The organism is Streptomyces sp. XY006 (genome assembly GCF_002237655.1).
GTDB lineage: Bacteria > Actinomycetota > Actinomycetes > Streptomycetales > Streptomycetaceae > Streptomyces > Streptomyces levis.
Map to the genome: position 1 here is coordinate 84,375 of NZ_NOKT01000026.1, position 24,552 is coordinate 108,926.

Here is a 24,552-nt window from a genome sequence, read left to right on the forward strand (position 1 = left end):
GTCGTTTGGGCCGATGTCAGACCCAGGACCTAGTCTGTGCACCGTGACTTCGCCTGCATCGACGGACAGCGTTCCGCCCCAGCTCAGCGCGGGGCCGCGTCCCGCACCGGGGCCGGCCGCCGACGAGGGCCTGGCGCGGCGCCTGCGCGCGCTCGCCTGCACCGCGCCGCTGCACGACCTCGACGCACGCAAGGCCAACCTCGCCGGTGAGTACTCGGTGTACGGCATGGCGGAGGTCGCCCTCGCGGCCATCGACCTCGTCACGCTGAACATGGACTTCGACACGGGCGCGGACCACGACCAGATCGTCGCCCGCCTCATCCCGCGCATCGCCGCCCAGGCCCCGCAGCGCCCCGCCGCCGAGCACGAACGGGTGGCCCGCTGGGTCCTGGAGAACCTGATCAACGTCGGCAGCGTCGACCGCGGCTTCCGCGCGGTGTACGGCACGTTCGGGGCGGACGGCACCTATGTGCGCCGGGACTACGACTTCAAGCTGATCGAGGAGGTCCCAGGGCCCGGCGGCGCGGTGTATCTGCGGACGACGGACGAGGCGGTCAACGTCCTCGTCGGCGCCCTCGACACGGACGTCACCAGCGCGCAGATCGCGGCCGAGGTCAAGCTGGAGGTGCTGATCAGCCGCGGCCGGCTCGCCGACGCCCAGCTCGCGGCCGAGCAGGCCCGCTACCGCACGGTGCAGTACTCGGAAACCCTCCGTAAGGCGCTGGACGCGACCCGGCGCAACGTCCGCGCGGTCGACTGGCTCAGCGCGGTGCCCGACATGATCGCCGAGGCCCTGGAGCACGTGGCCGACCGCTACCGCCACGAGAACGCGATCCTCACGAACATCCGCAAGGCGCGCGACGAGTCCGAGGACCCGGAGCACAAGCGCCGCGCCGCCGAGCTGGTCGACATCGTCAAGGACTGCATCCGGCGCCACACGCAGCTGCAGTCCCGGCTGCTGGAGGCCGGGCCGCTGTTCCGCGCCGAGCAGGACCGGCAGGCGTTCGCGACGCCGATGACCACCTCGGGGATAGACCTCTACGGGCACCTCGTCTCGCCCGTCCTGCCCCTGCCGCTGGAGCAGGCCGTACGGGTCACGGACGCGTTCTTCGGCCGGGGCACCGGGCTGCGCACGCCCGTGTCCGTCCGGGTCGCCGACCTCGTCGACATACTGCTCACGCCGCCCGTCGAGCGGGAGCACCTCGGCGCCGAGATGCCCGAGCCGGACCTCATCGCCACGCCGGACGACAGCCGGTTCAGCGAGGAGCAGATGGCGGCGGCGCAGGAGCTCCTCGACCTGCCGGCGGACGCGCCGCGGCGCCTGTCGGGACTGCTGGCCGAGGCCCGCAGGCAGGACCCCGAGCTGCCGTACCTGGTCGCGTTGCTGGCGGTGCACGCCGCGAGTCCGCCGGTCGGTACGGCGTACCGGCAGGGCGAGCAGAAGCTGCTGTTCGCCGTGGACGACGGGACCGAGCTCGACGACCCGGAGTTCGGCGGGGCCGACCTCATCGTCGGGACGGCCCTGCTGGACGCGGCGGGGATGGCGGCGGACAGGACGGAGGCCGCGTGATGCCGCCCCCGGTGACCGGCCGCGGCGCCCTCGCGCCCGGTCGCGCAGTTCCCCGCGCCCCAGAGGGCGCGGCCCGCACTTTCGTCTACAAGGTCAAGGAGTTCACGTCGTGAGCGAGCACGTCGAGTGGGGCGACGCGGAGAGCCCGGCCCCGGCGGCCACCGCCGCCGTCACTCCCGCCGACGCCGCCGACGCGGCCCGGCTCGTGTCCTTCGGGCTGCAGCCCAAGCTGCAGCCCGCCCGCGACCAGGAGTACGCGGACCTGCTGCGGCGCTACCGCGAGGACCCGCCGTTCGCGCGGCTCGCCGACGCCGTGGCGACCGGTCTCGGCCTGATCGTGCTGGAGGTGTCCCCACGCGCGGGCATGGCCGTGACCGCCGCCGAGGACTCGGTGTTCGCCGTCCGCATGGGGGACTACGCGCGTCGTACGTCCGCCGACGGCGGCGACCGCTTCCTCCACGGACTGGCCCATCTCGCCGTCGCCGCCATGGCGTTCCCCCGGCCCGAGGACCTCGCCGACGACGGCTACATCGGCCGTGTCACGGTCAACGGCGTCGACGCCTTCGTGCGCCAGGCCTGCCGCCGCCTGGAGGAACGCGCCGCCGAGCAGGGCGAGAACACCGACCCGGCCACCGACGCGCCCGGCCTGGAGGCAGCCTGGCGGATCTGGGTGCGGCGCAGCGCGACCGGCGCCACCAAGGACGCGCGCCGGCTCGCCGGTTCCACCACCGGCATCGTCGCCAAGGCCGTCGCCTTCCTCACCGACTCCGGCTTCCTCCAGCGCACCGGCGACGACAACGGCGGCACGTACCGCACCACCGCCCGCTACCAGCTCCAGGTCCGCGACCTGGCCGGCAGCGCAGCCCTCGCCGAGCTGCTGGAACTGGGCGTCGTCCCGGTCACCGACGGCACCCCGACGCTGCTGCCGCCCGAGGAGGGCGACGACCTGGACCTGGTCGCCGACGCCGGGCTGCCGTTCCACTCCTCCTGAACACCCTCACTTGAGCACCCCCACCTGAACCCCCCACCTGACGAAGACTTACGAGAGTCCGCCATGTACGAGCTGTCCCGCGTCCGCCTCTACTCCATCGGGCCCGCCGGTGCGCGCTACGCCGACACCGTGCTCGACCTGCGGGGCGTGGGCGAGATCGTGCCCGACCCCGCGCCCACGCAGGCGGAGTTCTTCGAAGAGGAGCCGGTCGGCCCGCCGCGTCGTCCCGCCCCCGCGGGCGTGCTGTTCCTGGAGAACGGCGGTGGCAAGTCGGTGCTGCTCAAGCTGATCTTCTCCGTGATGCTGCCCGGCCACCGCAACACCCTCGGCGGCGCCAGCTCCGGCGTGCTGCGCAAGTTCCTCCTCGCCGACGACTGCGGGCACGTCGCGCTGGAGTGGCAGCACGTGCTGACCGGCGAGTGCGTCGTCGTCGGCAAGGTCAGCGAATGGCGCGGCCGGCAGGTCTCCAACGACCCGCGCAAGTTCGCCGAGGCCTGGTATTCCTTCCGCCCCGGTCCCGGACTGAGCCTGGACAACCTCCCCGTCGCCGAGTCCACCGCCGTACGGCCCCCGGCCGAGGGGCAGTCGGGGGCGCGCGGCCGGCGCCGCACGATGAAGGGCTTCCGCGACGCCCTCACCGAGGCGGGCAGGACCTACCCGCACCTGGAGGTGCACTGGGAGGAGATCCACGACCGCTGGATCGAGCACCTCGGCGAGCTCGGCCTCGACCCCGAACTCTTCCGCTACCAGCGCGAGATGAACGCCGACGAAGGCGAGGCCGCCGGACTCTTCGCCGTCAAGAAGGACGCCGACTTCACCGACCTGCTGCTGCGTGCCGTCACCGACACGCGGGACACCGACGGGCTCGCCGACCTGGTCAGCGGCTTCGGCAACAAGCTGGGCCGGCGCGCCGAGCTGATGGCCGAACGCGACTTCACCGCCGGCTCCGTCGACCTGCTGGGACGCATCGTCGAGGCCGCCGAGGCCCGCTCACGTGCCCGGGAGGTCCACACGGCGGCCGAGCGCCGCACCCGCACCCTCGCCCGCCGGCTCTCCGCGCGCGGCGTGCAGGAACGGGCCCGCGCCGCCGACCTCGCCCAGCGCGTGACCGCCGCCGCCTACGCCGTCACGCACGCCGAGGCGGCCCGCGAGCGCAGCGCGCTGATCTCCGCCGAACTCGCCTACCGGCACGCCTCCCTGGCCCTCGCGGCGGCGGAGAAGTCCGCCGCCGCGCAAAAGCGCGAACTCGCCGACGCCCGCACGCTGTACTCGGCCTGGCAGGCCGCCGAGGCCGTGCTGCGCCACCGCGCCGCCGCCGACCGCGTCGCGCGCGTGTCCGCCGCGATCCAGGAGGCGGAGCGGGACGCCGCCCCGGCGCTGGCCGCCCGCGCCAAGGCCGCCGTCGACCTCGTCCGGGCCCTGCACGCCGCCGCGGAGAAGGCCGAGCAGCACGCCAACGAGGAGGAGGAGCGCTCCGCCGCCCTCCAGGAGGTCAGCGACGCCGCCTACCGGGACTCCACCGCCGCGGCCACCCAGGCCCAGCGCGCCCGCAGCGAGATCGGCCACCTCAAGCAGCGCCTCGCCGAGGTCGAGCAGGAGACCGCCGAGGCCGTCCGGGCCGGCTGGCTCGACGACAGCGCGCCGGACGCCGACCCGGCCCGCGCGGCCCTCGCCGCCAGCGACGCCGAGAAGACCGCCGTGGCGGCCTGGGACTCCGCCCGCGAGGCCGCCCGCCGCGCCGCGGAGCACGCGCGCGAGGCCGCCGCCACCGAGACCCGGGCCGAACTGACCGCGGCCCGCGCGGCCGACGCGGCCACGGCCGCCGAGCGTGCCTACGAGGCCGAGCGCCGCACCGCCGAGGCGCTGGCCCGCGAGGAGCGGCTGGCGGAGCTGCTCGGCCTGGCCCCCGAAGCACTGACCCCCGAAGCGCGCCCGGGCATCCCGCAGCCCCGCCACGGCACGGACGGTGAGCCTCCCGCCCCGCCCGCCGGAGCGGAACAGGGGCTCGGCCCCGAGGAGCTCGACCGCTGCGCCGACGACCTGCGCGAACTCCTCGACGACGCCGTCTCCTCCGCCGAACGGCAGCTGTTCGACCTGCGCACGGCCGCCGCCGACGACGCCCGCATCCTGGGCGCCCTCGGTGACGGCGGGCTGCTGCCGCCCGGCCCGGACGTGCTCGCCACGGTCGAGTTCCTCGGCGAGCACGGCATCCCCGCCCTGCCGGGCTGGCGCTACCTCGCCCAGGCCGTCGACCCGGCCGACCACGCACGCGTGCTGGCCGCCCGGCCCGAGCTCGTCGACGGCGTGATCATCACCGACCCCGGCTCGCACGCCCGCGCCCGGGAGGCACTGGGCGACGCCGCGCTGCTGCCCCGCTCCGCCGTGGCCGTCGGCACCGCCGCCGCCCTGCTCGCCCCGACCCCCGCCCCGGACAGCGACGACGGCGACGTGTTCCTGGTGCCGCCGAACCCGGCCATGCACGACGAGCACGCCGCCGACGAGGAACGGCAGGCGCTGCGCGCCCGGGCCACCGAGCGGGACGAGGAGATCCGCACGCTCGCCGCCCGGCTCGGCAAGGACCGCGAACTGGCCGCCCGGCTCGCCTCCTGGCGCACCGGCTGCCCCGCCGGCCGGCTGACCGAACTGGCACAGGCGGCGCACGACACACGCGCCTTCGCCGAGGAGTCCGAGGCCGAGCTGGCCGAGGCCCGCACCGTCCGCGCCGAGGCCGACGAGGCCGCCACCGAGGCGGCCCGCGTCCGCGACGAGCGGCAGGAGACCGCCCAGAAGGCCCGCCGCTCCGCCGACGCCCTCGCCGGGCTCGCCTTCCGGCTGCGCGAGCGCGCCGGCTGGCAGGTCAAGCTGCGCGAACTGGCCGACGAGGCCGCCGAGTCCGAGGCGGGCGCCCAGGCCTGCCTGGAGCGGGCACGGGCCGCCGACGAGGACCGGCGCGCCGCCCAGCGCGCCGCCGACGACGCCCGCCGCACCGCGCGCGCCCTGCGCGCCGAGCGCTCCGAGATCGCCGGCGCCCCCGACGACGTGCCCGAGGACGACACGGACACCCCCAAGACGTCCCTGCCCGCGCTGCGCGAGGCCTACCGGGCCGCCTCCCAGGTGTACGAGAAGGTCGGGGTGGGCGCCGACCTGCGCGCCGAACAGGCCCGCGCGGAGAGCGACGAGAGCGCGGCCCGCGCGGAGCTGGACCGGCTGAGCAACAAGGTCCGCACACGCGCGGAGCAGCTCCTCGAATCCCCCGACGGCTCCGACGGCCCCAGCCGCCAGGCCGCCGCCGCCCGGGCCGAGGAGCTGGTGCAGCTCCTGGAGACCCGGATGTCGACCGCGAGCGAGCAGCTCGGCCGGCTGCGCGGCGAGGCCGAACGGCTCGCTCCCGAGGACGGCGAGGCCCACACCGACCTCCCCGAGGAACTGCGGCCGCGCGACGCCGAGCACGCGCAGACCCTGCTGCGCACCGCCACGGCGGAACTCGCCTCCCACACCGAGGCGCTGCACCAGGCCCGCGAGGCGCACGCCGAGCTTCTCGACGCCCACCGCGCCGCCGAGGACGCGGCGAGCGGCTTCGACGAGATCGCGGCGATGCTCCGCGACCTGCTGCGCGAGCACACCACCGAGGAGGAGCAGGAGGAGACCGAGCCGTACCCCGGCAGCCCGGAGGAGGCCCGGCAGTCCGCCGCCGAGGCCCGCCGGTCGCTGCGCGGCTGCGCCGCCGACCTGTCCGCGGCCGAGGCCGCCGTACGCGAGGCCAGTGACGTCCTCGTCCGGCACGCCAACTCCACACGCTACGAACAGGTCCGCACCCCGGCCCGGCAGCAGATCCGCGAACTGCCCGCCGCCGCGCTGCCCGAGCACGCCCAGAAGTGGGCGGACGCCTTCGCCCCCCGGCTCCGCGTCCTCACCGACGAGCTGGAGCAGCTGGAACGCAACCGCGACTCGATCGTGGACCGGCTGCGCGGTCTGGTCGAATCGGCCCTGGCCACCCTGCGCTCCGCACAGCGGCTCTCCCGGCTGCCCGAGGGCCTCGGTGAGTGGTCGGGTCAGGAGTTCCTGCGCATCCGCTTCGAGGAGCCCGACCAGGCCACGCTCACCGAGCGGCTCGGCGAGGTCATCGACGAGGCGACCCGCGCGGCCGTGAAGAAGAACTCCGACCTGCGGCGCGACGGCATGTCCCTGCTGCTGCGCGGGGTGGCCGCCGCGCTGCAGCCCAAGGGCGTGGCCGTCGAGATCCTCAAACCGGACGCGGTGCTGCGTGCCGAGCGCGTGCCCGTCGGGCAGATGGGCGACGTCTTCTCCGGCGGCCAGCTGCTCACCGCCGCCATCGCCCTGTACTGCACGATGGCCGCGCTGCGCTCGAACGACCGGGGCCGCGACAAGCACCGGCACGCGGGCACGCTGTTCCTTGACAACCCCATCGGCCGCGCCAACGCCACGTACCTGCTGGAACTGCAGCGGGCGGTGTCGGACGCCCTCGGTGTCCAGCTCCTGTACACCACGGGCCTGTTCGACACCACCGCACTGGCCGAGTTCCCCCTGGTCATCCGGATGCGCAACGACGCCGACCTCAGGGCGGGCCTGAAGTACATCAGCGTCGAGGAGCACCTCCGCCCGGGCCTGCCGCAGCAGCCCCAGGCGGGGGAGGCGGTCCACAGCGAGATCACGGCGACCAGGATGTACAAACGCCCGGCGTCCGCGACGCCCTAGGGGCGCGGGGAACTGCGCGACCGCCCACGACGGCCGCGCAGCCGCCCACGGTCAGGCGTCCTCCCGCAGCAGATCCGCGCACTTCTCGCCGATCATCATGGTCGTGATGCACGGGTTGACGGTGACCAGGTCCGGCATCACCGACCCGTCGGCCACCCGCAGCCCCTCGACCCCCTTGACCCGCAACCGCGCGTCCAAGGGGGCCGACGGATCGTCGTCCGCGCCCATCCTCACCGTGCAGGACGGGTGGTAGACGGTGTTGTGCGTGGTGCGGATGTAGTCGAGCAGCTCGTCGTCCGTCCGCACCTCCGGCCCGGGGGCCAGTTCCGCTCCCGCCCACCCACTCAGCGCGGGCTGCCCGGCGATCCGCCGCGCCAGCCTCAGCCCGTACGTCATCACCCGCACGTCGTGGTCGTGGGTGAAGTACCGCGGATCGACCTTCGGCTTGTCCCGGTAGTCCCGGGTCCGCAGCCGCACGGTCCCGCGTGACCTGGCCCGCGTCACGTTGGGCGTGAGGCAGAACGCGTTTTCCGAGGTGGGGTAGCCGTGCCGGGCCGTGTTCATGTCGAACGGCACCGAGCCGTAGTGGAACATCAGGTCCGGCCGGTCCAGCCCGGGCGCGGTGTCGTAGAAGATGCCCGCCTCCCACCACTGGCTGGAGGTGGTGGTCATGGGCTGCCGGGCCTCCCACATGATCACGCCCTCCGGGTGGTCCTGGAGGTTCTCGCCGACACCGGGCGCGTCCACGACCACCTCGACTCCGGTCTCGCGCAGGTGCCCGGCCGGGCCGATGCCCGACAGCATCAGCAGCTTCGGCGAGTCGATCGCCCCGCACGAGACGATCACCTCGCGCCGGGCCCGTACCGTCCGGGTGTGGATCAGGTCCGGGTCCAGGTACTCGGCGCCCACGCAGCGCCGCCCGTCGAGCACCAGCTTCTTGGCGCGCACGCCGGTGCGCACCTCCAGGTTGGGCCGCTTGCCGAGGACCGGGTGCAGATAGGCGACCGAGGACGACTGGCGGATGTTGTTCTCGTCGGCGTTGATCTGGAACCAGTTGGCGCCCCGGATCACCGTCCGGCCGGTGTTGAAGGGGACGGTGGGGATGCCCGCCTGGGCGCACGCCTCCAGCAGGGCGGTGCCGCACGGGTCGTCGCTCTTGAGCGTGCGCAGCTTCACCGGGCCGGTGCGGCCGTGGTGGTCGCCGGGCGCGTCGTTGTTCTCCAGCCGCCGGTACAGCGGGAACAGGCCGGCGGCGCTCCAGCCCGTACAGCCCGCGGCCGCCCAGTCGTCGAGGTCCTCGGCCGGGGCCCAGAAGGCGATGCAGGAATTGTGCGAGGAGCAGCCGCCGAGCACCTTGGCGCGGGCGTGCCGCAGGAAGCCGTTGCCACGGGCCTGCGGCTCGACCGGGTAGTCCCAGTCGTAGCCGGACTCCAGCAGGCCCATCCAGCGTTCCAGGCGCAGGACGTCGTCGTCACCGACGTCGCTGGGGCCGGCCTCCAGCACGCACACGGTGACGGCGGGGTCCTCGGAGAGCCGGGCGGCCACCACGTTGCCCGCGGTGCCGCCACCGACGACGACGTAGTCGAACTCATGCGTACTCATGGTCCTCCTTCGGTCCTCAGTCGGCCGCCGGCGCGGCGAGGGGAGCGGGGGCCGTCGCCTCCGAGCGGTGCTCGGCGAGCACGCCGGTGCGGTGCCGCTGGACGAACCAGTAGTAGGCGAAGCCGCCGCCCGCGATGACGGCGACGAACAGCACCGCGCCCCAGCGCAGATACCAGTGGTAGGGCTCGGTGGCGTTGTAGACGGCGGCCCGCGGCCAGATCAGGTTCAGCGTCATCGCCCCGCCCCACAGCACGGCCAGGATGTTGACCGGCAGGCCCCAGCGGCCCAGCGAGAAGCGGCCCTCGCCCGCGGGCTGCCACCTGCCCCGCAGCCGGGCGACCAGCAGCGGCACCGTGACGCCCAGGTAGGCGAGGTAGATCATGATGATGCCGATGCTGGTGACGACGGTGAAGATCTGCGGCTGACGGATGTTGACCACCAGGATCGCCAGCGCCAGGATCCCGATGATCACGGTCGGCAGGACCGGCGTCTGGAACCGGGGATGGCACCTGGCCAGCTTCGCGGACGCCGGCAGGTTGTTGTCGCGGGCCATCGCGAACGCCAGCCGGACCGCCGCCGTGTGCACCGCCAGCGCGCACACCGTCACCGCGATCAGCACGCACCACAGCATCGCCTTGCCGGCCGTCGGACCGAGCACGTCCAGCACGATGTACTGCAGACCGTCCGTGGAGAGCTTCTCGCCGTTCAGAGTGGACACGCTCATCAACGCGAGCAACAGGATCAACCCGCCCAGGATGAACGACGCGACGATCGCCCGGATGATCGCCCGGGGCGCGTTGCGGGTCGGGTTGAGCGATTCCTCGCCGAGCGAGGCGGCGGTGTCGAAGCCGTACATGACGTACGCCGAGGCCAGCGAGGCCACCAGGAAGGCGCCCAGGTACCCGTTGCCGTAGCCCGCCCCGGTGCCGTGCGTCTCCATGACGACCTGGGGGCCGCGGGTGATGTGGACGGCGAACAGGACGATCAATACGACGGTGGCGATCAACTCGATGAACACGCCCGCCGTGTTGATCCGGGCCATCAGCTTGACGCCGAAGGCGTTCACCAGGGTCGTGAACAGGATCAACACCGCGGCCAGGATGACCGCGTTGGTCGCCACGTCGTACGTACCGGTGCCGTCTCCCACGAACTGGAAGAACGACGAGATCTGCGGCAGCGTCAACTGGTAGGCCAGCGCCACGGCCGATATGGACACGATCGAGGCGATCAGCATCATCCAGCCGGCGAGCCAGCCGAGGTGCGGATTGCCGATCTTCTTCGACCAGTTGTAGACGGAACCGGCCACGGGATAGCGGGCGGCGAGCTCCGCGAAGCACAACGCGACCATGAACTGGCCGGCGAAGACCATCGGCCACGACCACCAGTAGGCGGGGCCGCCGCTGCCGTAGCCGAAGTAGAAGAGCTGGAACGTTCCGGTCAGGATGGAGATGTAGCTGATGCCGGCGGCGAAGGTGTGGAAGTTGCCGAGGGTGCGTTTCAGCTCGGGTCTGTAGCCGAACTCGGTCAGTTCGGCGTCGTCGTCGCCGTGGGTGTCGGTGGACTGCGCGGCTTGTCTCATGGGCGGTTCCTCAATGGGTGTTCCCTGGGGCCGGTTCGGTCAGTCGAACCAACCCTGAGGGGTGGGGCGGGTGTTGCGCCAGATGTGCTTCGTCTCGCGGTACTCGGCGAGCCCCGCGGGCCCGAGTTCGCGTCCGAATCCGGACTGCTTGAATCCGCCCCACTCCGCCTGCGGGACGTAGGGGTGGTAGTCGTTGATCCAGACCGTGCCGAGCCGCAGCCGGGCCGCGACCCGGGCCGCGCGGGCCTCGTCGCTCGTCCACACCGCCCCGGCGAGGCCGTAGACCGTGTCGCCGGCCAGGCGCAGGGCCTCGTCCTCGCTGGTGAACCGTTCGACGGTGAGGACCGGTCCGAAGGACTCCTCCCGGACCACGGACATGCCGGCGGTGCACTCGTCGAGCACCGTCGGCAGGTAGTAGAAGCCGTCCGCCAGGTCCGGACGGTCCGGGCGCGCCCCGCCGCAGCGCAGCACGGCGCCCTCCGCCAGGCCGCGGGCCACGTACTGCTCGACCTTGGCGCGGTGCGCCGCCGAGATCAGCGGCCCGGTCCGCGCCCGCTCGTCGAACGGCCCGCCCAGCCGGATGGCCCGCGCCCGGCGGACGAGCTCGTCGACGAACCGGTCGTGCAGGGAGTCCTCCACGAGCAGCCGCGCCCCGGCCGAGCACACCTGCCCGGAGTGCAGGAAGACCGCGGTCAGCGCCATGTCGACGGCCGCCTCGAAGCCGGCGTCGGCGAAGACGATGTTCGGGTTCTTGCCGCCCAGTTCCAGCGCCAGTTTCTTGACCGTCCCGGCGGCGGCCGCCATCAGCCGGCGGCCGGTGTGCAGGCCCCCCGTGAAGGAGAGCAGGTCCACGTCCGGATGGTCGGCGAGCGGGGCGCCCGCCTCCGGCCCGGCGCCCAGGACCAGGTTCCCGGCACCCGGCGGAAGCCCGGCCTCGGCCAGCAGCCGGAGCAGGTGGATCGCGGTGTGCGGGGTGAGCTCGCTCGGCTTGAGCACGAAGGTGGCGCCCGCCGCCAGGGCCGGGGCGACCTTCCAGGCCGTCTGCAGCAGCGGGTAGTTCCAGGGGGTGATGAGACCGCACACCCCGACCGGCTCGTACACCACCCGGCTGTCCACGTCCGCCCGGCCGGTGTCCACCACCCGGCCGGTCTCGCCGGCCACCAGCCGCCCGAAGTAGCGGAAGCAGTGCGCGACGTCGTCGATGTCGTAGCGGCTCTCGACGAGCCGCTTGCCCGTGTCCAGGGACTCGGCGCGGGCGAGGGCCTCCTTGTCCCGCAGCAGCAGGTCCGCCACGCGCAGCAGCAGATCGCCGCGCTCCTGGGCCGGGGTCCGCGGCCAGGGCCCTTCGTCGAAGGCCCGGCGGGCCGCGGCGATCGCTTCCCCCGTGTCCTTGCCGCCCGCCTCGTCCACGACCCCGACCGGGGAGCCGTCGGCCGGGCAGCGGATCTCACGGGTGCGCCCGTCGAGCGCGGCCCGCCACTCACCGCCGATGAACAGGTCCGGCATGCTCGCCTCCCAGCCGTTCGAGGAGCCATTCGTGGAAGATCCCGATGTGGTGCTCGTTGGGGACCAGCACACCGCCGTCGCGGTACGCGCGGGAAGACATCGCGGGCTGCGTCCTTTCACAGGCGGCGAAGTCCTGGACGTTGACCCGGTGGAAGAGCTCGACGGACTTCGACAGGTCCGCCCCCGACTCCACCACCTCGGGCGCGTAGAGCCAGTCGCACTCGACGACCGTGCGGTCCTCGGCGAGCGGGAACATGCGGTGCAGGATGACGTGGTCCGGGACGAGGTTGACGAACACGGTCGGCTTGACCGTGATGGCGTAGTAGCGGCGGTCCTGGTCGTCGCCGACCGCGGGGAGCCGGCCGAAGCCCTCGCTGCCGTCGACCGTGAAGCCCTTGACCGCCGCGCCGAACTCGGCGCCGTGCCCCACGTAGTACTGGGCGGCGTAGCCGTCGGCGAACTCGGGCAGCACCTCCGTCAGTTCGGGGTGGATCGTCGCGCAGTGGTAGCACTCCATGAAGTTCTCGACGATCAGTTTCCAGTTCGCCCTCACGTCATAGGTGATGCGTTTGCCGAGCGCGAGGTTGTCCGTGCCGTAGTGCTCGATCGCGGCGGCGTCGCCGAGGCGCTCGACGGCGGCGTGCACGACCGTGTCCTCGAAGGACGGCGGTTCGTCCGCCAGACACACCCAGGCGTAGCCCAGCCACTCGCGCAGCTCCACCTTGATCAACCCGTACGCGACCCGGTCGACGTCCGGCATCTTGATCAAGTTGGGTGCGGCGATCAACCTGCCGTCGAGGTCGTACGTCCACGCGTGGTACGGGCATTGGAGCGTGCGGCGGATCTCGCCGGACTCCTCCGTGCACAGCCGGGCCCCGCGGTGCCGGCAGACGTTGAGGAAGGCACGCAGGTCGCCTGTGCGGGTCCGGGTGATGATGACGCTCTCGCGGCCCACCCGGACGGTACGGAACGCGCCCGGCCGGTCCAGGTCGGAGCTGCGGACCGCGCAGAACCACAGCGACTCGAAGACGTGCTCCTGCTCCTGGCGGAAGACGTCCGGGTCGGTGTAGTAGCGGCCGGGGAGGGTGGCGATCAGGCTCGGGGTGATCGGGGTCGTCGTCACGAGGGGAACGCCTCCTACCGGCGGATACGGGTCATCTTCGGGTCGAACAGCGGCTCGTCGGCGACCGTGGCCGGGACCTTCTCGCCGAAGTACTCGATGTGCACGCCCGTGCCGGTGGCGAGCCCGGCCGGCAGCCAGGCATAGGCGACGCAGCGGCCGAGCGTGTAGCCGTACGAGGCGCTGGTGACGTATCCGGCGGGCGCCCCGTCGACGTAGACGGGCTCCTTGCCCAGGACGACGGCGGCCGGGTCGTCGAGGAGGAGGGGCGTGAGCCGGCGGGTGGGCTCCGGGCGGTCCCGCAGCGCGTCCTGCCCGACGAAGTGCTCCTTGTCCATGCGCACGGCGAAGCCGACTCCCGCCTCGAACGGGTCGTGCTCGTCGGTCATGTCGACGCCCCAGGCCCGGTAACCCTTCTCCAGACGCAGGGAGTTGAACGCCGAACGGCCCGCCGCGATCACGCCGAGCTCGCGGCCGGCCTCCCACAGCGTGTCCCAGAGCCTGAGCCCCAGGTCGGCCGTGGTGTACAGCTCCCAGCCCAGCTCCCCGACGTAGCTCAGCCGCAGCGCGGTCACCGGGACGTGCCCGACATACGTCTCCTTCGCCCGGAAGTAGCCGAACGCCTCGTGCGAGAAGTCGTCCGGGGTGAGCGGCTGGACGAGGTCCCGGGCGAGCGGCCCCCAGACGCCGACACAGCAGGTGCCGGCGGTGATGTCCCGGATGTGGACGTCGGCGGGGGCGTGGCGCAGCAGCCGGTCCAGGTCGGCGGGGGAGTTGGCGCCGACCTGGAAGCGGTCGGGTGCGAGGCGGGCCACGGTGAGGTCGGAGCGGATGCCGCCGGACTCGTCGAGCAGCAGCGTGTAGGTGACCGCGCCGGGCTTCTTGCGGAGGTTGTTGCTGGTCATGCGGTCGAGGAAGGCGAGGGCTCCCGGGCCGGTGACCTCCAGGCGGCGCAGGGGCGTCATGTCGTAGAGGGCGACGCCCTCGCGGGTGGCCCGCGCCTCGGCCGCCGCGATCGGGGACCAGTGGCGGGCCGACCAGGCGTCCCGCTCGGGCAGGGCACCGAGGGCGTCCACGAGCGGGGCGTTCGCCTCGTACCAGTGCGGACGCTCCCAGGCCCCGCCCTCCAGAAAGTACGCGCCGAGCTGCTGCTGCCGGGCGTGGAAGGGGCTGACGCGCAGCGGACGCGGCCGTTCCATCGGCTGCAGCGGATGGATCACGTCGTACACCTCGACGAACTGCTGAGCACCGCGCTCCAGGACGTACGACGGTGAGCGCTGTGCCTCCTCGAAACGTGTGAGGTCGCACTCGTGCAGGTCGAGCGAGGCCCGCCCGTCCACCATCCACTCGGCGACGGCCCGGGCGACGCCCGCGGAGTGGGTGACCCAGACCGCCTCGGCGAGCCAGAATCCGCGCAGCTGCCGCGACTCGCCGAGCACCGGCATGCCGTCCGGGGTGAAGGAGAAGACGCCGTTGAAGCCGGACTCGATCTCCGTGTCCCGCAGCGCGGGCAGCAGACGCCGGCAGTCCTCCCAACTGGGGGCCCAGTCCTCCGCCGTGAAGGGATACGAGGACGGCATGTCCATGTTCCGGGCGCGTGCCTCGTCGTACGGCAGGACCGCGAACGGGTCGACGGGCAGGGGCCGGTGCGCGTAGGAGCCGATGCCGATGCGGTCGGCGTGCTCGCGGAAGTACAGGTCCCGGTCCTGGAAGCGGAGGATCGGCTTCGAGGCCTCCGCGGTCGCGCCGCCCAGCGCCGGGAGCGGCCCGGTCCTGGCGTACTGGTGGGCCAGCGGCTGCAGCGGCACGTCGACCCCGGCCATGCGGCCGATCACCGGGCCCCAGAAGCCGGCCGCGGAGACGACGTGGTCGGCCGGGAAGGTGCCCCGGTCGGTGACGACCGCGGTGACGTGGCCGTGCTGCCGTTCGATGCCGGTCACCGTGTGCCGTTCCAGGAAACGGGCGCCCCGCGCGGCGGCCCGGGTCATCTGGGCACGGGCCGCGAGCAGGGCGCGGGCCAGGCCGTCGTCCGGGGTGTGGAAGCCGCCGAGGACCACCGACTCGTCGAGCAGCGGCCACAGTTCCTTGCAGCGCGCGGCGGTGACGACCTCACCGCGCACGCCCCAGGAGGCGGCGTACCCGGCCCTGCGGTGCAGCTCGGCGAGGCGCTCGGGGGTGGTGGCCAGCTCCAGGCCGCCCACCTGCTGGAAGCAGCCGACGCCGTCGACGTCGAGGGAGCGGAACTTCTCGACCGTGTAGCGGGCGAAGGCGGTGAGGGTCTTGGAGGGGCTGGTCTGGAAGACGAGACCGGGCGCGTGCGAGGTGGAGCCGCCGGGGGCGGGCAGCGGGCCCTGTTCGAGGACGGTGACGTCGGTCCAGCCGCGGGCGGTGAGTTCGTCGGCGAGCGAACAGCCGACGATGCCGGCGCCGACGACGACCACGCGGGGGTTATCGGGTGTGCTGGACATGCCCCTCCTTGCCGGGACGGTGTGAAGGCGGTGGGGGAGTGGGGCGTTCGGAGTCTTCGGAGTCTTCGGGGGCTTCAGGGCGCCGGACGGTCCGAGGAGGAGCGGCCGGTGGCGCCGGGGTGGAGGAGAGGGATGGGCACGCCGGTCCGCACGGGCAGCCGGGGCGCCGCGTCGAGGGCCGGCACTTCCTCGTCGCCCACTAGCCGGACGTCGGTGGCGGCGTCGAACGTCTCCCCGTCCGGGCCGAACGGGCCGGAGGAGGTGCCGGCGGTGCCGGGGGTGACGACGGGCCGAACGCGCACGGCGCTCACAGGACGACCACCGAGCGCAGCACCTCACCCCTTTGCATCTTCGCGAACGCCTCCTCCACCCCGTCCAGCGCGATCGTCTCGCTGACGAACGCGTTGAGGTCCAGCAGCCCGTACAGGTACTGGTCGACGAGGTAGGGGAAGTCGCGGCTGGGCAGGCAGTCGCCGTACCAGGACGACTTGATCGCGCCGCCCCGTGAGAACACGTCGATCAGCGGCAGTTCGGCCGTCATGCCGGGCGAGGGCACACCGACCTGCACCAGGACACCCGCGTGGTCGCGCATGTAGAACGCCTGCCGGAAGGTCTCCGGCCGGCCCACGGCGTCGATGGCGATGTCGACGCCGAAGCCGTCGGTCAGGGCCCGCACCGCCTCGACCGGGTCGATGCCGCGGGAGTTGACGGTGTGCGTCGCGCCGAACTTCTCGGCCAGGTCGAGCTTGCGGTCGTCGATGTCCACGGCGATGACCTTCATGGCGCCGTTCAGACAGGCGCCCGCGATCGCGGCGTTGCCGACACCACCGCAGCCGATCACGGCGACCGAGTCGCCGCGGCCCACGCCGCCCGTGTTGACGGCGGCGCCGTAGCCGGCCATCACACCGCAGCCGATGAGGCCCGCCGCCTCGGGCCGCGCCGCCGGGTCGATCTTCACCGCCTGCCCCGCGGCGACCAGCGTCTTCTCGGCGAAGGCGCCGATCCCCAGCGCGTTGGTGAGGGGCGTGCCGTCCCGCAGGGTCGTCGACTGCGTCGCGTTGCGGGAGTCGAAGCAGTACCAGGGGCGGCCGCGGCGACAGGAACGGCAACTGCCGCACGGGGCGCGCCAGGCGAGCACCACGTAGTCGCCCGGCCGGAGGCCGGTGACTCCCGCGCCGACCGCCTCGATCGTGCCGGCCGCCTCATGGCCCAGCAGGAACGGGAAGTCGTCGCTGATCGCGCCCTCCCGGTAGTGCAGGTCCGTGTGGCAGACCCCGCAGGCCTGCACCGCGACGAGGACCTCCCCGGGGCCCGGATCGGGAACCACGACCGTCCGCACCTCGACCGGTGCGCCCTGCTCGACAGCGACTACGGCACGGACCTCGTGTGGCACGGCCAAGCTCCTCTGCTTGTTGCGCAATGCACGATGGGTTGCGCGGTGGGGAACATAGTGAGAACGCCATCCAGGGGCCGTCAAGAGGTGCGGCCACGGTTCGCGTCAACGTTGGGAAAACTGGCCGGGAGGCAGGAAACACCCCTGACACACGACAGCGCGGGACCAGGTGTCTCACCTGGTCCCGCGCTGTGCGCACCACGCCGTGGGCCGGCGGCCGGGCGGCCCCGCTGCGTCGCCTCCGCTACGTCAGAAGCCGTAGCCCATACGGCGGGACAGCTCGGCCGCGGCCGCCTCGGTCCGTTTCGCGATGTCCGGCAGGCGCTCCGGGCTGAGCCGGTAGACCGGCCCCGAGACGCTGAGCGACGCGATGACCTTGCCGTCGTGCGCCCGGACCGGGGAGGCGGCGGCCGCCAGCCCGATCTCCAGCTCCTCGACCGTGATCGCGTACCCCTGCTGCACGACGGTGTCCAACTCGCCGCGCAGCATGGACGCGACCGTGACCGTGCGCTCCGTGAAACGGTGCAGCGGACGCGCCAGCAGGCCCTCGCGCAGGGTGGGCGGCAGATGGGCGAGCAGCACCTTGCCGCTGGAGGTGGCGTGCAGCGGGGTGCGCCGGCCGAGCCAGTTCTGCGCCGTGACGGAGGCGGTGCCGCGTGCCTGCATGATGTTGACGGCCGCGTCGTCGTCCAGCACCGCGATGTTGACCGTCTCGCCCAGCTCGTCGGCGAGTTCCCGGCAGACCGGGACGCCCTCCTGGGAGACGTCCAGCCGCACTGCCGCCGCCCCCGCGAGGCGCAGTACGCCGGCTCCCAGGTAGTACTTGCCGCGGTCCTTCGCCTGCGCCACCAGGCCGCGGTTCTCCAGGACGCCGAGCAGCCGGAACGCCGTGGACTTGTGCACGTCGAGCTCGTCGGCGATCTCGGTGACGCCCGCCTCGCCGTGCCGGGCGAGGATCTCCAGCACACTCACCGCGCGGTCCACCGACTGCACGGCGCTCGCCCCGCCTCTGCCGCTCTGCTTCGCTCCGTCGTCCCTGGGACGCTCGTCGCCGGAGGACTGCTTCTGCGTGCGGGCCATGGCCAACTCTCACCACCTGCCGGCCCTGTTTGGGCCGCATCTCAGGGAACCCCTTGACGCGACGGTCGCCCCGCCCGGATTCTGTTGCGTATAGCGCTTGCTCATGCGCCATGTGAAACATCATGTTACCGAAGCGTCCGCATCCCGGAAGGGGACGAGCGCCCTCCCGGGCCTCGGCTCCGACGGCCGGGCCGGACGACGTGCACCACCACCCTTTCGTGCCCGGGACCGGCCCGGTCCGGCACTTCACACACTGTCTACAGTCTGGCCGAACGGTCCGGCCCACGCCCCGGACCGAGAGGGGGGCCCGTGATTCCCGTCTGCCGCATCGAAGACCTCCCCAAGGGCGAGTCCGTCCGCGTCGAAGCGACACCGCCCGTCGCCGTGTTCCACACCGACGACGGCGAGCTCCACGCCATCGACGACACCTGCACCCACCAGGACGCCTCCCTCTCCGAGGGCTGGCTGGAGGGCTGCCTGGTCGAATGCCCGCTGCACGCCGCCTCGTTCGACCTGCGCACCGGCATGCCCACGTGCCTCCCGGCCCGCCGCGCCGTCCGCACGCACCGCGTCACCGTCGACGACGGCGTCATCCACGTCCACCTCGCGGCGGAGGAGGGGACAGCCGCGTGAGCCCGGGAGGGGGCGGCCGCGTCAGTCCAAGAGGGGGCGGCCGCGTCAGTGGAAACGGTGCGTTCCGCAGCGCGAGGAGGCACCCCGTATGCGCACCGTGACCGTCGTCGGCGCCTCGCTCTCCGGCCTGTACGCCGCCCGGGAACTGCGCGCCCAGGGCTACGACGGGCATCTCGTCGTCATCGGCGACGAACCCCATCACCCCTACGACCGGCCGCCGCTCTCCAAGGGCTTCCTCACCGGCCGCGCCGACGAGAACCAACTCGCTCTCACCGACGCCGAGGAGAGCGCCGAACTCGACGCCGAGTGGATGCTCGGCGTCCGCGCCCGGGCGCTGGACGCCCGCGGCCGCACCGTCGTCCTGGACGACGGCCGCACCGTGTCCACCGACGGCCTCGTCATCGCCACCGGAGCCCGCGCCCGCCGTCTGCCCGGCGACGCCCTCGCCGGAGTCCACACGCTGCGCACCCTCGACGACGCCCGGGCGCTGCGCGAGGAACTCACCCGGGGCCCACGCCGGGTCGTCGTCATCGGCGGCGGCTTCGTCGGCGCCGAGACCGCTTCCTCCTGCTCCTCGCTCGGCCACAGTGTCACCGTCGTCGAGGCCGCCCCGCTCCCGCTCACGCCCCACCTGGGCACCGGCATGGCCGCCGTGTGCGCCGCGCTGCACCGCCGCGGCGGCGTGGACCTCGTCACCGGCACCGGCGTCGCCGGGCTCCGCGGCACCCTCACCGTCAGCGGCGTGGAGCTCACCGACGGGCGCACACTCGCCGCCGACCTCGTGATCGTAGGGATCGGCGCCACCCCCAACACCTCCTGGCTGGCCGGTTCGGCCCTCGCCCTACGCGACGGCGTCCTGTGCGACGACGGCTGTGTGACGGCCCTGCCGCAGGTGGTCGCCGTCGGCGATGTCGCCCGTGTCGGCGGCGTCCGCGCGGAGCACTGGACCTCCGCCACCCAGCAGCCCCGCGTCGCCGTGACCAACCTGCTCGCCGGGCGCACGGTCGCGACCGCGGACGCGGTGCCCTACTTCTGGTCCGACCAGTACGGCGCCCGCATCCAGTTCGCGGGCCGACGGGGCGAGGGCGACACCGTCCGCATCACCGAGGGCGAGCTCTCCGACGGCGCACCGGCCGAGGGCGGATTCCTCGCCCGCTACGAACGCAACGGCCGTACGACCGCGGTGCTCGCGGTGGACCGCCCCCGCCCCTTCATGCGGGCGAGACGCGAACTCACCCGGGAGACGGCTGTCGCCGCCACCGGGGAGTAGCGCAAGGGCTCGCCGACGAGAGGGCAATCGCCGAAGAGAGGCCACCATCAGACGACCGGCCAGTCCTCACGGCGACTGGCCAGCCTCCACGTCGACTAGCCAGCCTCCACGGGGACCGGCCAGCCCCACGGCGACTGGCCAGCCCCACGGCGACTGGCCAGCCCCACGGCGACGGCCAGCCCCACAGCGACCGACCAGCCCTCCCGGCGCCCGCTCAGCGCTACGAGTGGGACAGCTGCCCGGCCCCGCCGCGCCGGCGTATCCGTGCCTGCGTCCGCGCCACGGCCCGCTCCTGACGCCGGGCCCGGCGCCGCTCGCGCCGCAGCGCCCGCGCCGTGCTGCTCGGCACGGACACCACGCCGTGGCGCTGGTTCCACACCTGGCGCGTCACCCACACGTCCAGGGCTCCCCACGTCGCCGCGATGGTGCTCACGACACTGCTGATCACCATGGGGAAGGCCAGCCAGGACCCGGCCATCGCGCACAGGAAGGCCACCATCGCCTGAATCAGCGTCACCGCTATGAGGAGCACCGCCCGCACGGCCGCCGTACGGACCGGATCCGGCAACCGGCGCCGCCGCGCCGGCTCCTCGACCCAGAGGGGCCGGTAGTACTGCTGCTCCTGTGCCGGAATCTCCGCCTCGTCCGCCGAGTCCTTGCGATCGGTCGCCCCGAAGGCCCGATGCCCCCTCGCCCGCACCCCATCGGCCCTCGGCGCTTCGCGCCGCCGCTCCGCCGTGCCCATCACCGTGTCACTCCCCACCGCCAGCAGACCGCTCGCTCGTTTCCGAAGACCCGTGCTTCCCAGTGGCTGCCCGGCTTGCGCTGTTTTACGCCGCCCGGGTGCAGGATGCGGCTCCTGTTGTCGATTCCGCCCCCGTTTCCCGTAGTGAAGGACGAACGACCCGTCACGAAGATTCCCCCGAATCGAAAAAATTCGGCCAACCGCCTTGGCCGACCCCGTGGATGACCCCGCGCTGTCACCATCGGTTTCGTGGAGACAACTCCCGCAATGCCCGGACAACTCGGCATGACTCGTCGCTGGCGCGGAAGTTCGGCCTCAGGCCCGGTCTTCGAGTTCCCTGTGCGTCGGTAGTAGGCTCGCGCCGTTTGTTGACGCACATGTGTACCCCCGGTAGCCCGGGGGGCCGAGCTGGGGGAGGCCATGCGCTTTCGCGGGAAGTCCATCCGCCGGAAGATCGTGGCGCTGCTTCTCGTGCCGCTGGTGTCCCTGACCGCGATCTGGTCCTTCGCCACCGTGCTCACGGGGCGTGAGGCGGGCGACCTCTTCAATGTGTCGACCGTCGTGGAGAAGATCGGCTACCCCATCGAGGACACCGTCCGCGTTCTCCAGGAGGAACGCCGCCAGACCCTGGTCCACCTCGCCGACCCCCGCGCCTCCGACGGACTCGCCGCGCTCCGGCGCAGCCGCACCGCCACCGACGAGGCCGTGGGCGGCATCCGGCGGAACGCCGAGAATCCGGACGTGCGCGACGCGATGGGCGAGGCCACCGACGAGCGCCTGACCGCGGTCCTGGACGCTTTCGAGGGCATCGATTCGCTGCGCCGCAGCGTCGAGGACGGCACCGTCGACCGCTCCCAGGCCCTCGACCTCTACAACCGGCTCGTCGACCCGTGCTACGTCCTCCTGGCCAACCTGCACGTGGTCGACAACGTCGAACTCGACAAGCAGTACCGCGCGTTGGTCAATCTCGCCCGCGCCCGCGAACTGCTCTCCCGCGAGGACGCCCTCCTCGGCTCCGCGCTGATCGTCGGCCGGATCACCCGCTCCGAAGAGCGCGACATCTCCGACCTCGTCGCCCAGCGCACGCTGATGTACGACGTCAACCTGCAACTGCTGCCCGTCGCCGAGCGCGACCGCTACCAGACCTTCTGGAAGAACGCCTCCTCCGCGCCGCTGCGCGTGGCCGAGGAAGCGGCCCTCGACTCGGGGGCCGGGACGCCCCGCGGCGTCACCGCCAAGAGCTGGGACAGCGCCGCGGGCAACGTGCTCGACGAACTCGGCACCCTCAACGACCAGGCCAACGACCGCTACCAGGACCGCGTCCACCCGGTGGCCGTCGGTGTCATCGCCAAGGCCGTCATCGCCGGCGCCCTCGGCCTGATCGCCCTGCTGGTCTCGCTCTTCCTGTCCGTGCGCGTCGGCCGCACCCTCATCCGCGACCTGCGGCAGCTGCGCCTGGAGGCCCACGAGGCGTCGGGCGTGCGGCTGCCCAGCGTGATGCGCCGCCTCTCCGCGGGCGAGCAGGTCGACGTCGAGACCGAGGTGCCGCGCCTGGAGTACGACAAGAACGAGATGGGCGAGGTCGGCCAGGCCCTCAACACCCTGCAGCGCGCCGCCGTCGAGGCCGCCGTCAAGCAGGCCGAACTGCGCGCCGGCGTCTCCGAGGTGTTCGTCAACCTCGCACGCCGCAGCCAGGTCCTCCTCCACAAGCAGCTCACCCTGCTCGACGCCATGGAGCGCAGGACCGAGGACACCGAGGAACTCGCCGACCTGTTCCGCCTCGACCACCTGACCACCCGTATGCGCCGCCACGCCGAAGGCCTCGTGATCCTCTCCGGCGCGGCGCCCTCCCGGCAGTGGCGCAAGCCCGTGCAGCTCATGGACGTCGTCCGGGCCGCCGTCGCCGAGGTCGAGGACTACGAGCGCATCGAGGTCCGCCGTCTCCCGCGGATCGCCGTCACCGGCCCGGCCGTCGCCGACCTCACGCACCTCGTGGCCGAACTCCTGGAGAACGCCACGGTCTTCTCCCCGCCGCACACCGCCGTCCAGGTCCTGGGCGAGCGGGTCGCCAACGGCTTCACCCTGGAGATCCACGACCGCGGCCTGGGCATGGCGGCCGAGGCGCTGCTCGACGCCAACCTCCGGCTCGCCGAGACCCCGGAGTTCGAGCTGTCCGACACCGACCGGCTCGGCCTGTTCGTGGTCAGCCGGCTCGCCCAGCGGCAGAACGTCCGGGTCTCCCTGCAGCCCTCCCCGTACGGCGGCACGACCGCCGTCGTCTTCATCCCCGACGCCCTGCTCACGGACGACGTGCCCGACACGAACGGCATCGGCTTCCGGCTCGACCGCCCCCAGTTGACGGCGCACGGCGGCGAGCCACAGGACGGCCGCCGCACCGCCCTGTCCAAGGCGCCGGCGTCGCGCCCCGGCCTGCCGGCCTCCCTGCTGGACGGACCGGTGGAGCTGGAGGCCCCCGTCGACCTGGACGCCATCGGCGACTTCCCGGACGCCATCGAGGACGAGGACAGCGAACACGGCGGCCTCTTCCGCCCCCGCCACTCCCTCACCCGCGCCCAGGACGAGACCACCGGCCGCCGCACCGACGCACACCAGCAGGCCGGCGACGCCCCGGGCGCGCGGGAGCGCACCGACGCGGGGGACGAGCTGAGCGCCCCGGTCCCGCTGCCCCGCCGCCATGCCCCCAAGCTGGTCAGCTCGCACGGCCGCCCGGTCACCGACCAGCGGCCCCGGCGCGGCAAGGCCGACGAGAAGATCACGGACACCGGCCGGGCCGGGCCCCCGCCGCTCCCGGCCCGTCGCAGGGGCGCGGAGGAGTCCGCAGGCCGCGGCACCCTCGGTGCCTCCGGCCGGGACGACGGCCGCGGGCCGTCGGCCGGCTCGTCCAGTGGCGCCTTCGGCGATGCCGACAAGTCGTCCGCCCTGCCCCGCAGGACCCGCCGCGCGGAGATCGCCTCCAGCGGCGTGGACGGACCCGACCGCCCCAGCGGCCCCCCGCCGGAGCGCACCGCCGGACCCACGCGCCCCGTCGCGGGCTCCGCCACCAGAGGCGCCACCACCGGCCCAGAAGAGGACACCGCCCGCCAAGGAGACGGCACCATCCGCCCGGGAGACGCGACCACCCGCCGGGCAGACGCCACCGCCCGCCCCGGAGACGGTGCCGCCCGCTCCGGAGACGGCGCCGGCACCGCGCCCCTGCCCCGGCGCGTCCGGCAGGCCAACCTGGCCCCTCAGCTGAAGAAGGGACCTGACCCGCGTACCGAGGACCGGACCGAGCCCGCCGAACGGGACGCCGAGGAAGTACGCAGCCGTATGGCCTCACTCCAGCGCGGCTGGCAGCGGGGCCGTAGGGAGAACGCCGCGGGCGATGCCGCCCACAGCGGCACAGCACCACAAGGAACGACAGAGGGGGACGGTCGATGACCGCACCGAAGGCGACCGGCCACACCGCGAACAGCCAGGGGGAGCTGAACTGGCTCCTCGACGACCTGGTGGACCGCGTCGCGAGCATCCGCAAGGCCCTCGTGCTCTCCGGCGACGGTTTGCCCACGGGCGTGTCCAGGGACCTGACCCGGGAGGACAGCGAGCACCTGGCCGCCGTGGCCTCCGGGTTCCACAGCCTCGCCAAGGGCGTGGGGCGCCACTTCGAGGCCGGCAACGTCCGCCAGACGGTCGTCGAACTCGACGACGCCTTCCTGTTCGTGACCGCGGCCGGCGACGGCAGCTGCCTCGCGGTCCTCTCGGACGCCGACTCCGACGTCGGCCAGGTCGCCTACGAGATGACGCTCCTGGTGAAGCGGGTGGGTGTGCATCTGGGCGCCGCTCCGCGCACCGATCTGCCCGCGGGCGGGTAGTGGGATG

At 73.2% G+C, this 24,552-nt stretch carries 16 protein-coding genes; 7 read left to right on the plus strand and 9 right to left on the minus strand.

The features are described 5' to 3' along the window. Nucleotides 1-43 precede the first annotated feature (43 nt). The 3 genes from CHR28_RS27495 (at nucleotide 44) to CHR28_RS27505 (ending at nucleotide 7,277) form a co-directional block, all read left to right on the plus strand. Nucleotides 44-1,570 carry a hypothetical protein gene (locus CHR28_RS27495; RefSeq protein ID WP_094056384.1) on the plus strand — a complete coding sequence of 509 codons (1,527 nt, stop codon included), beginning with the start codon at nucleotides 44-46 and terminating at the stop codon, nucleotides 1,568-1,570. Between the two features lie 109 nt (nucleotides 1,571-1,679). Beyond that, the gene (locus CHR28_RS27500) at nucleotides 1,680-2,561 is read left to right on the plus strand and encodes a hypothetical protein (protein WP_094056385.1); all 882 of its coding nucleotides are present in this window, start codon (nucleotides 1,680-1,682) and stop codon (nucleotides 2,559-2,561) included. Nucleotides 2,562-2,624: 63 nt separating this feature from the next. Next, entirely contained in the window at nucleotides 2,625-7,277 is a 4,653-nt protein-coding gene (locus CHR28_RS27505; protein WP_094056386.1) for a hypothetical protein, read from the plus strand. 51 nt (nucleotides 7,278-7,328) lie between these two features. Here CHR28_RS27505 and CHR28_RS27510 read toward each other — a convergent pair whose 3' ends face one another. From CHR28_RS27510 to CHR28_RS27545, 8 genes are all read right to left on the minus strand, one after another. Further along, on the minus strand, nucleotides 7,329-8,879 hold the full coding sequence (locus tag CHR28_RS27510; RefSeq protein WP_094056387.1) for a GMC family oxidoreductase: 1,551 nt from the start codon (nucleotides 8,877-8,879) through the stop codon (nucleotides 7,329-7,331). Nucleotides 8,880-8,895: 16 nt separating this feature from the next. Then, nucleotides 8,896-10,458 carry an APC family permease gene (locus CHR28_RS27515; protein WP_094056388.1) on the minus strand — a complete coding sequence of 521 codons (1,563 nt, stop codon included), beginning with the start codon at nucleotides 10,456-10,458 and terminating at the stop codon, nucleotides 8,896-8,898. Nucleotides 10,459-10,497: 39 nt separating this feature from the next. Next, nucleotides 10,498-11,964 carry an aldehyde dehydrogenase family protein gene (locus tag CHR28_RS27520; RefSeq protein ID WP_094056389.1) on the minus strand — a complete coding sequence of 489 codons (1,467 nt, stop codon included), beginning with the start codon at nucleotides 11,962-11,964 and terminating at the stop codon, nucleotides 10,498-10,500. Then, a complete protein-coding gene (locus tag CHR28_RS27525; RefSeq protein ID WP_094056390.1) occupies nucleotides 11,939-13,087 on the minus strand; it encodes an aromatic ring-hydroxylating oxygenase subunit alpha in 1,149 nt (382 codons plus the stop codon). The genes CHR28_RS27520 and CHR28_RS27525 overlap by 26 nt, the downstream gene beginning before the upstream one ends. Nucleotides 13,088-13,101: 14 nt before the next feature. Next, the gene (locus CHR28_RS27530) at nucleotides 13,102-15,552 is read right to left on the minus strand and encodes a GcvT family protein (protein ID WP_094056391.1); all 2,451 of its coding nucleotides are present in this window, start codon (nucleotides 15,550-15,552) and stop codon (nucleotides 13,102-13,104) included. A gap of 74 nt (nucleotides 15,553-15,626) precedes the next feature. Continuing rightward, nucleotides 15,627-15,854, minus strand: coding sequence for a hypothetical protein (locus CHR28_RS27535; protein WP_143655907.1), 228 nt, complete (start codon nucleotides 15,852-15,854; stop codon nucleotides 15,627-15,629). 5 nt (nucleotides 15,855-15,859) lie between these two features. Continuing rightward, nucleotides 15,860-16,945 (minus strand): S-(hydroxymethyl)mycothiol dehydrogenase, encoded by a 1,086-nt coding sequence (locus CHR28_RS27540; protein ID WP_094056393.1) that lies wholly within the window; start codon nucleotides 16,943-16,945, stop codon nucleotides 15,860-15,862. 249 nt (nucleotides 16,946-17,194) lie between these two features. Next, nucleotides 17,195-18,025, minus strand: a complete 831-nt coding sequence (locus tag CHR28_RS27545) for an IclR family transcriptional regulator (RefSeq protein WP_179272581.1) — start codon at nucleotides 18,023-18,025, stop codon at nucleotides 17,195-17,197. Between the two features lie 309 nt (nucleotides 18,026-18,334). Here CHR28_RS27545 and CHR28_RS27550 point away from each other — a divergent pair, with 309 nt between their 5' ends. Both CHR28_RS27550 and CHR28_RS27555 read left to right on the plus strand, forming a co-directional pair. Beyond that, nucleotides 18,335-18,658, plus strand: a complete 324-nt coding sequence (locus CHR28_RS27550) for a bifunctional 3-phenylpropionate/cinnamic acid dioxygenase ferredoxin subunit (protein ID WP_094056394.1) — start codon at nucleotides 18,335-18,337, stop codon at nucleotides 18,656-18,658. An 88-nt stretch (nucleotides 18,659-18,746) separates the two neighbouring features. Next, on the plus strand, nucleotides 18,747-19,928 hold the full coding sequence (locus CHR28_RS27555) for an NAD(P)/FAD-dependent oxidoreductase (protein WP_179272582.1): 1,182 nt from the start codon (nucleotides 18,747-18,749) through the stop codon (nucleotides 19,926-19,928). Nucleotides 19,929-20,148: 220 nt separating this feature from the next. On the opposite strand, the gene CHR28_RS27560 is transcribed toward CHR28_RS27555, so the two are convergent. Next, complete coding sequence (locus CHR28_RS27560; protein WP_179272583.1) at nucleotides 20,149-20,673, minus strand: hypothetical protein; 525 nt, start codon at nucleotides 20,671-20,673, stop codon at nucleotides 20,149-20,151. Nucleotides 20,674-21,093: 420 nt separating this feature from the next. Here CHR28_RS27560 and CHR28_RS27565 point away from each other — a divergent pair, with 420 nt between their 5' ends. After that, on the plus strand, nucleotides 21,094-24,114 hold the full coding sequence (locus CHR28_RS27565) for a sensor histidine kinase (protein ID WP_094056396.1): 3,021 nt from the start codon (nucleotides 21,094-21,096) through the stop codon (nucleotides 24,112-24,114). Further along, a complete protein-coding gene (locus CHR28_RS27570; protein ID WP_094056397.1) occupies nucleotides 24,111-24,545 on the plus strand; it encodes a roadblock/LC7 domain-containing protein in 435 nt (144 codons plus the stop codon). Before CHR28_RS27565 ends, CHR28_RS27570 begins: the two co-directional genes overlap by 4 nt. The last annotated feature ends 7 nt before the right edge of the window (nucleotides 24,546-24,552 follow it).

What these genes read in the sequence shown, in the direction of transcription:
- CHR28_RS27505 (WP_094056386.1), top strand. Translation starts at nt 2,625, where the DNA reads ATGTACGAGCTGTCCCGCGTCCGCCTCTACTCCATCGGGCCCGCCGGT.
- CHR28_RS27510 (WP_094056387.1), bottom strand. Translation starts at nt 8,879, where the DNA reads ATGAGTACGCATGAGTTCGACTACGTCGTCGTCGGTGGCGGCACCGCG.
- CHR28_RS27515 (WP_094056388.1), bottom strand. Translation starts at nt 10,458, where the DNA reads ATGAGACAAGCCGCGCAGTCCACCGACACCCACGGCGACGACGACGCC.
- CHR28_RS27520 (WP_094056389.1), bottom strand. Translation starts at nt 11,964, where the DNA reads ATGCCGGACCTGTTCATCGGCGGTGAGTGGCGGGCCGCGCTCGACGGG.
- CHR28_RS27530 (WP_094056391.1), bottom strand. Translation starts at nt 15,552, where the DNA reads ATGTCCAGCACACCCGATAACCCCCGCGTGGTCGTCGTCGGCGCCGGC.
- CHR28_RS27545 (WP_179272581.1), bottom strand. Translation starts at nt 18,025, where the DNA reads ATGGCCCGCACGCAGAAGCAGTCCTCCGGCGACGAGCGTCCCAGGGAC.
- CHR28_RS27555 (WP_179272582.1), top strand. Translation starts at nt 18,747, where the DNA reads ATGCGCACCGTGACCGTCGTCGGCGCCTCGCTCTCCGGCCTGTACGCC.
- CHR28_RS27560 (WP_179272583.1), bottom strand. Translation starts at nt 20,673, where the DNA reads ATGGGCACGGCGGAGCGGCGGCGCGAAGCGCCGAGGGCCGATGGGGTG.
- CHR28_RS27565 (WP_094056396.1), top strand. Translation starts at nt 21,094, where the DNA reads ATGCGCTTTCGCGGGAAGTCCATCCGCCGGAAGATCGTGGCGCTGCTT.
- CHR28_RS27570 (WP_094056397.1), top strand. Translation starts at nt 24,111, where the DNA reads ATGACCGCACCGAAGGCGACCGGCCACACCGCGAACAGCCAGGGGGAG.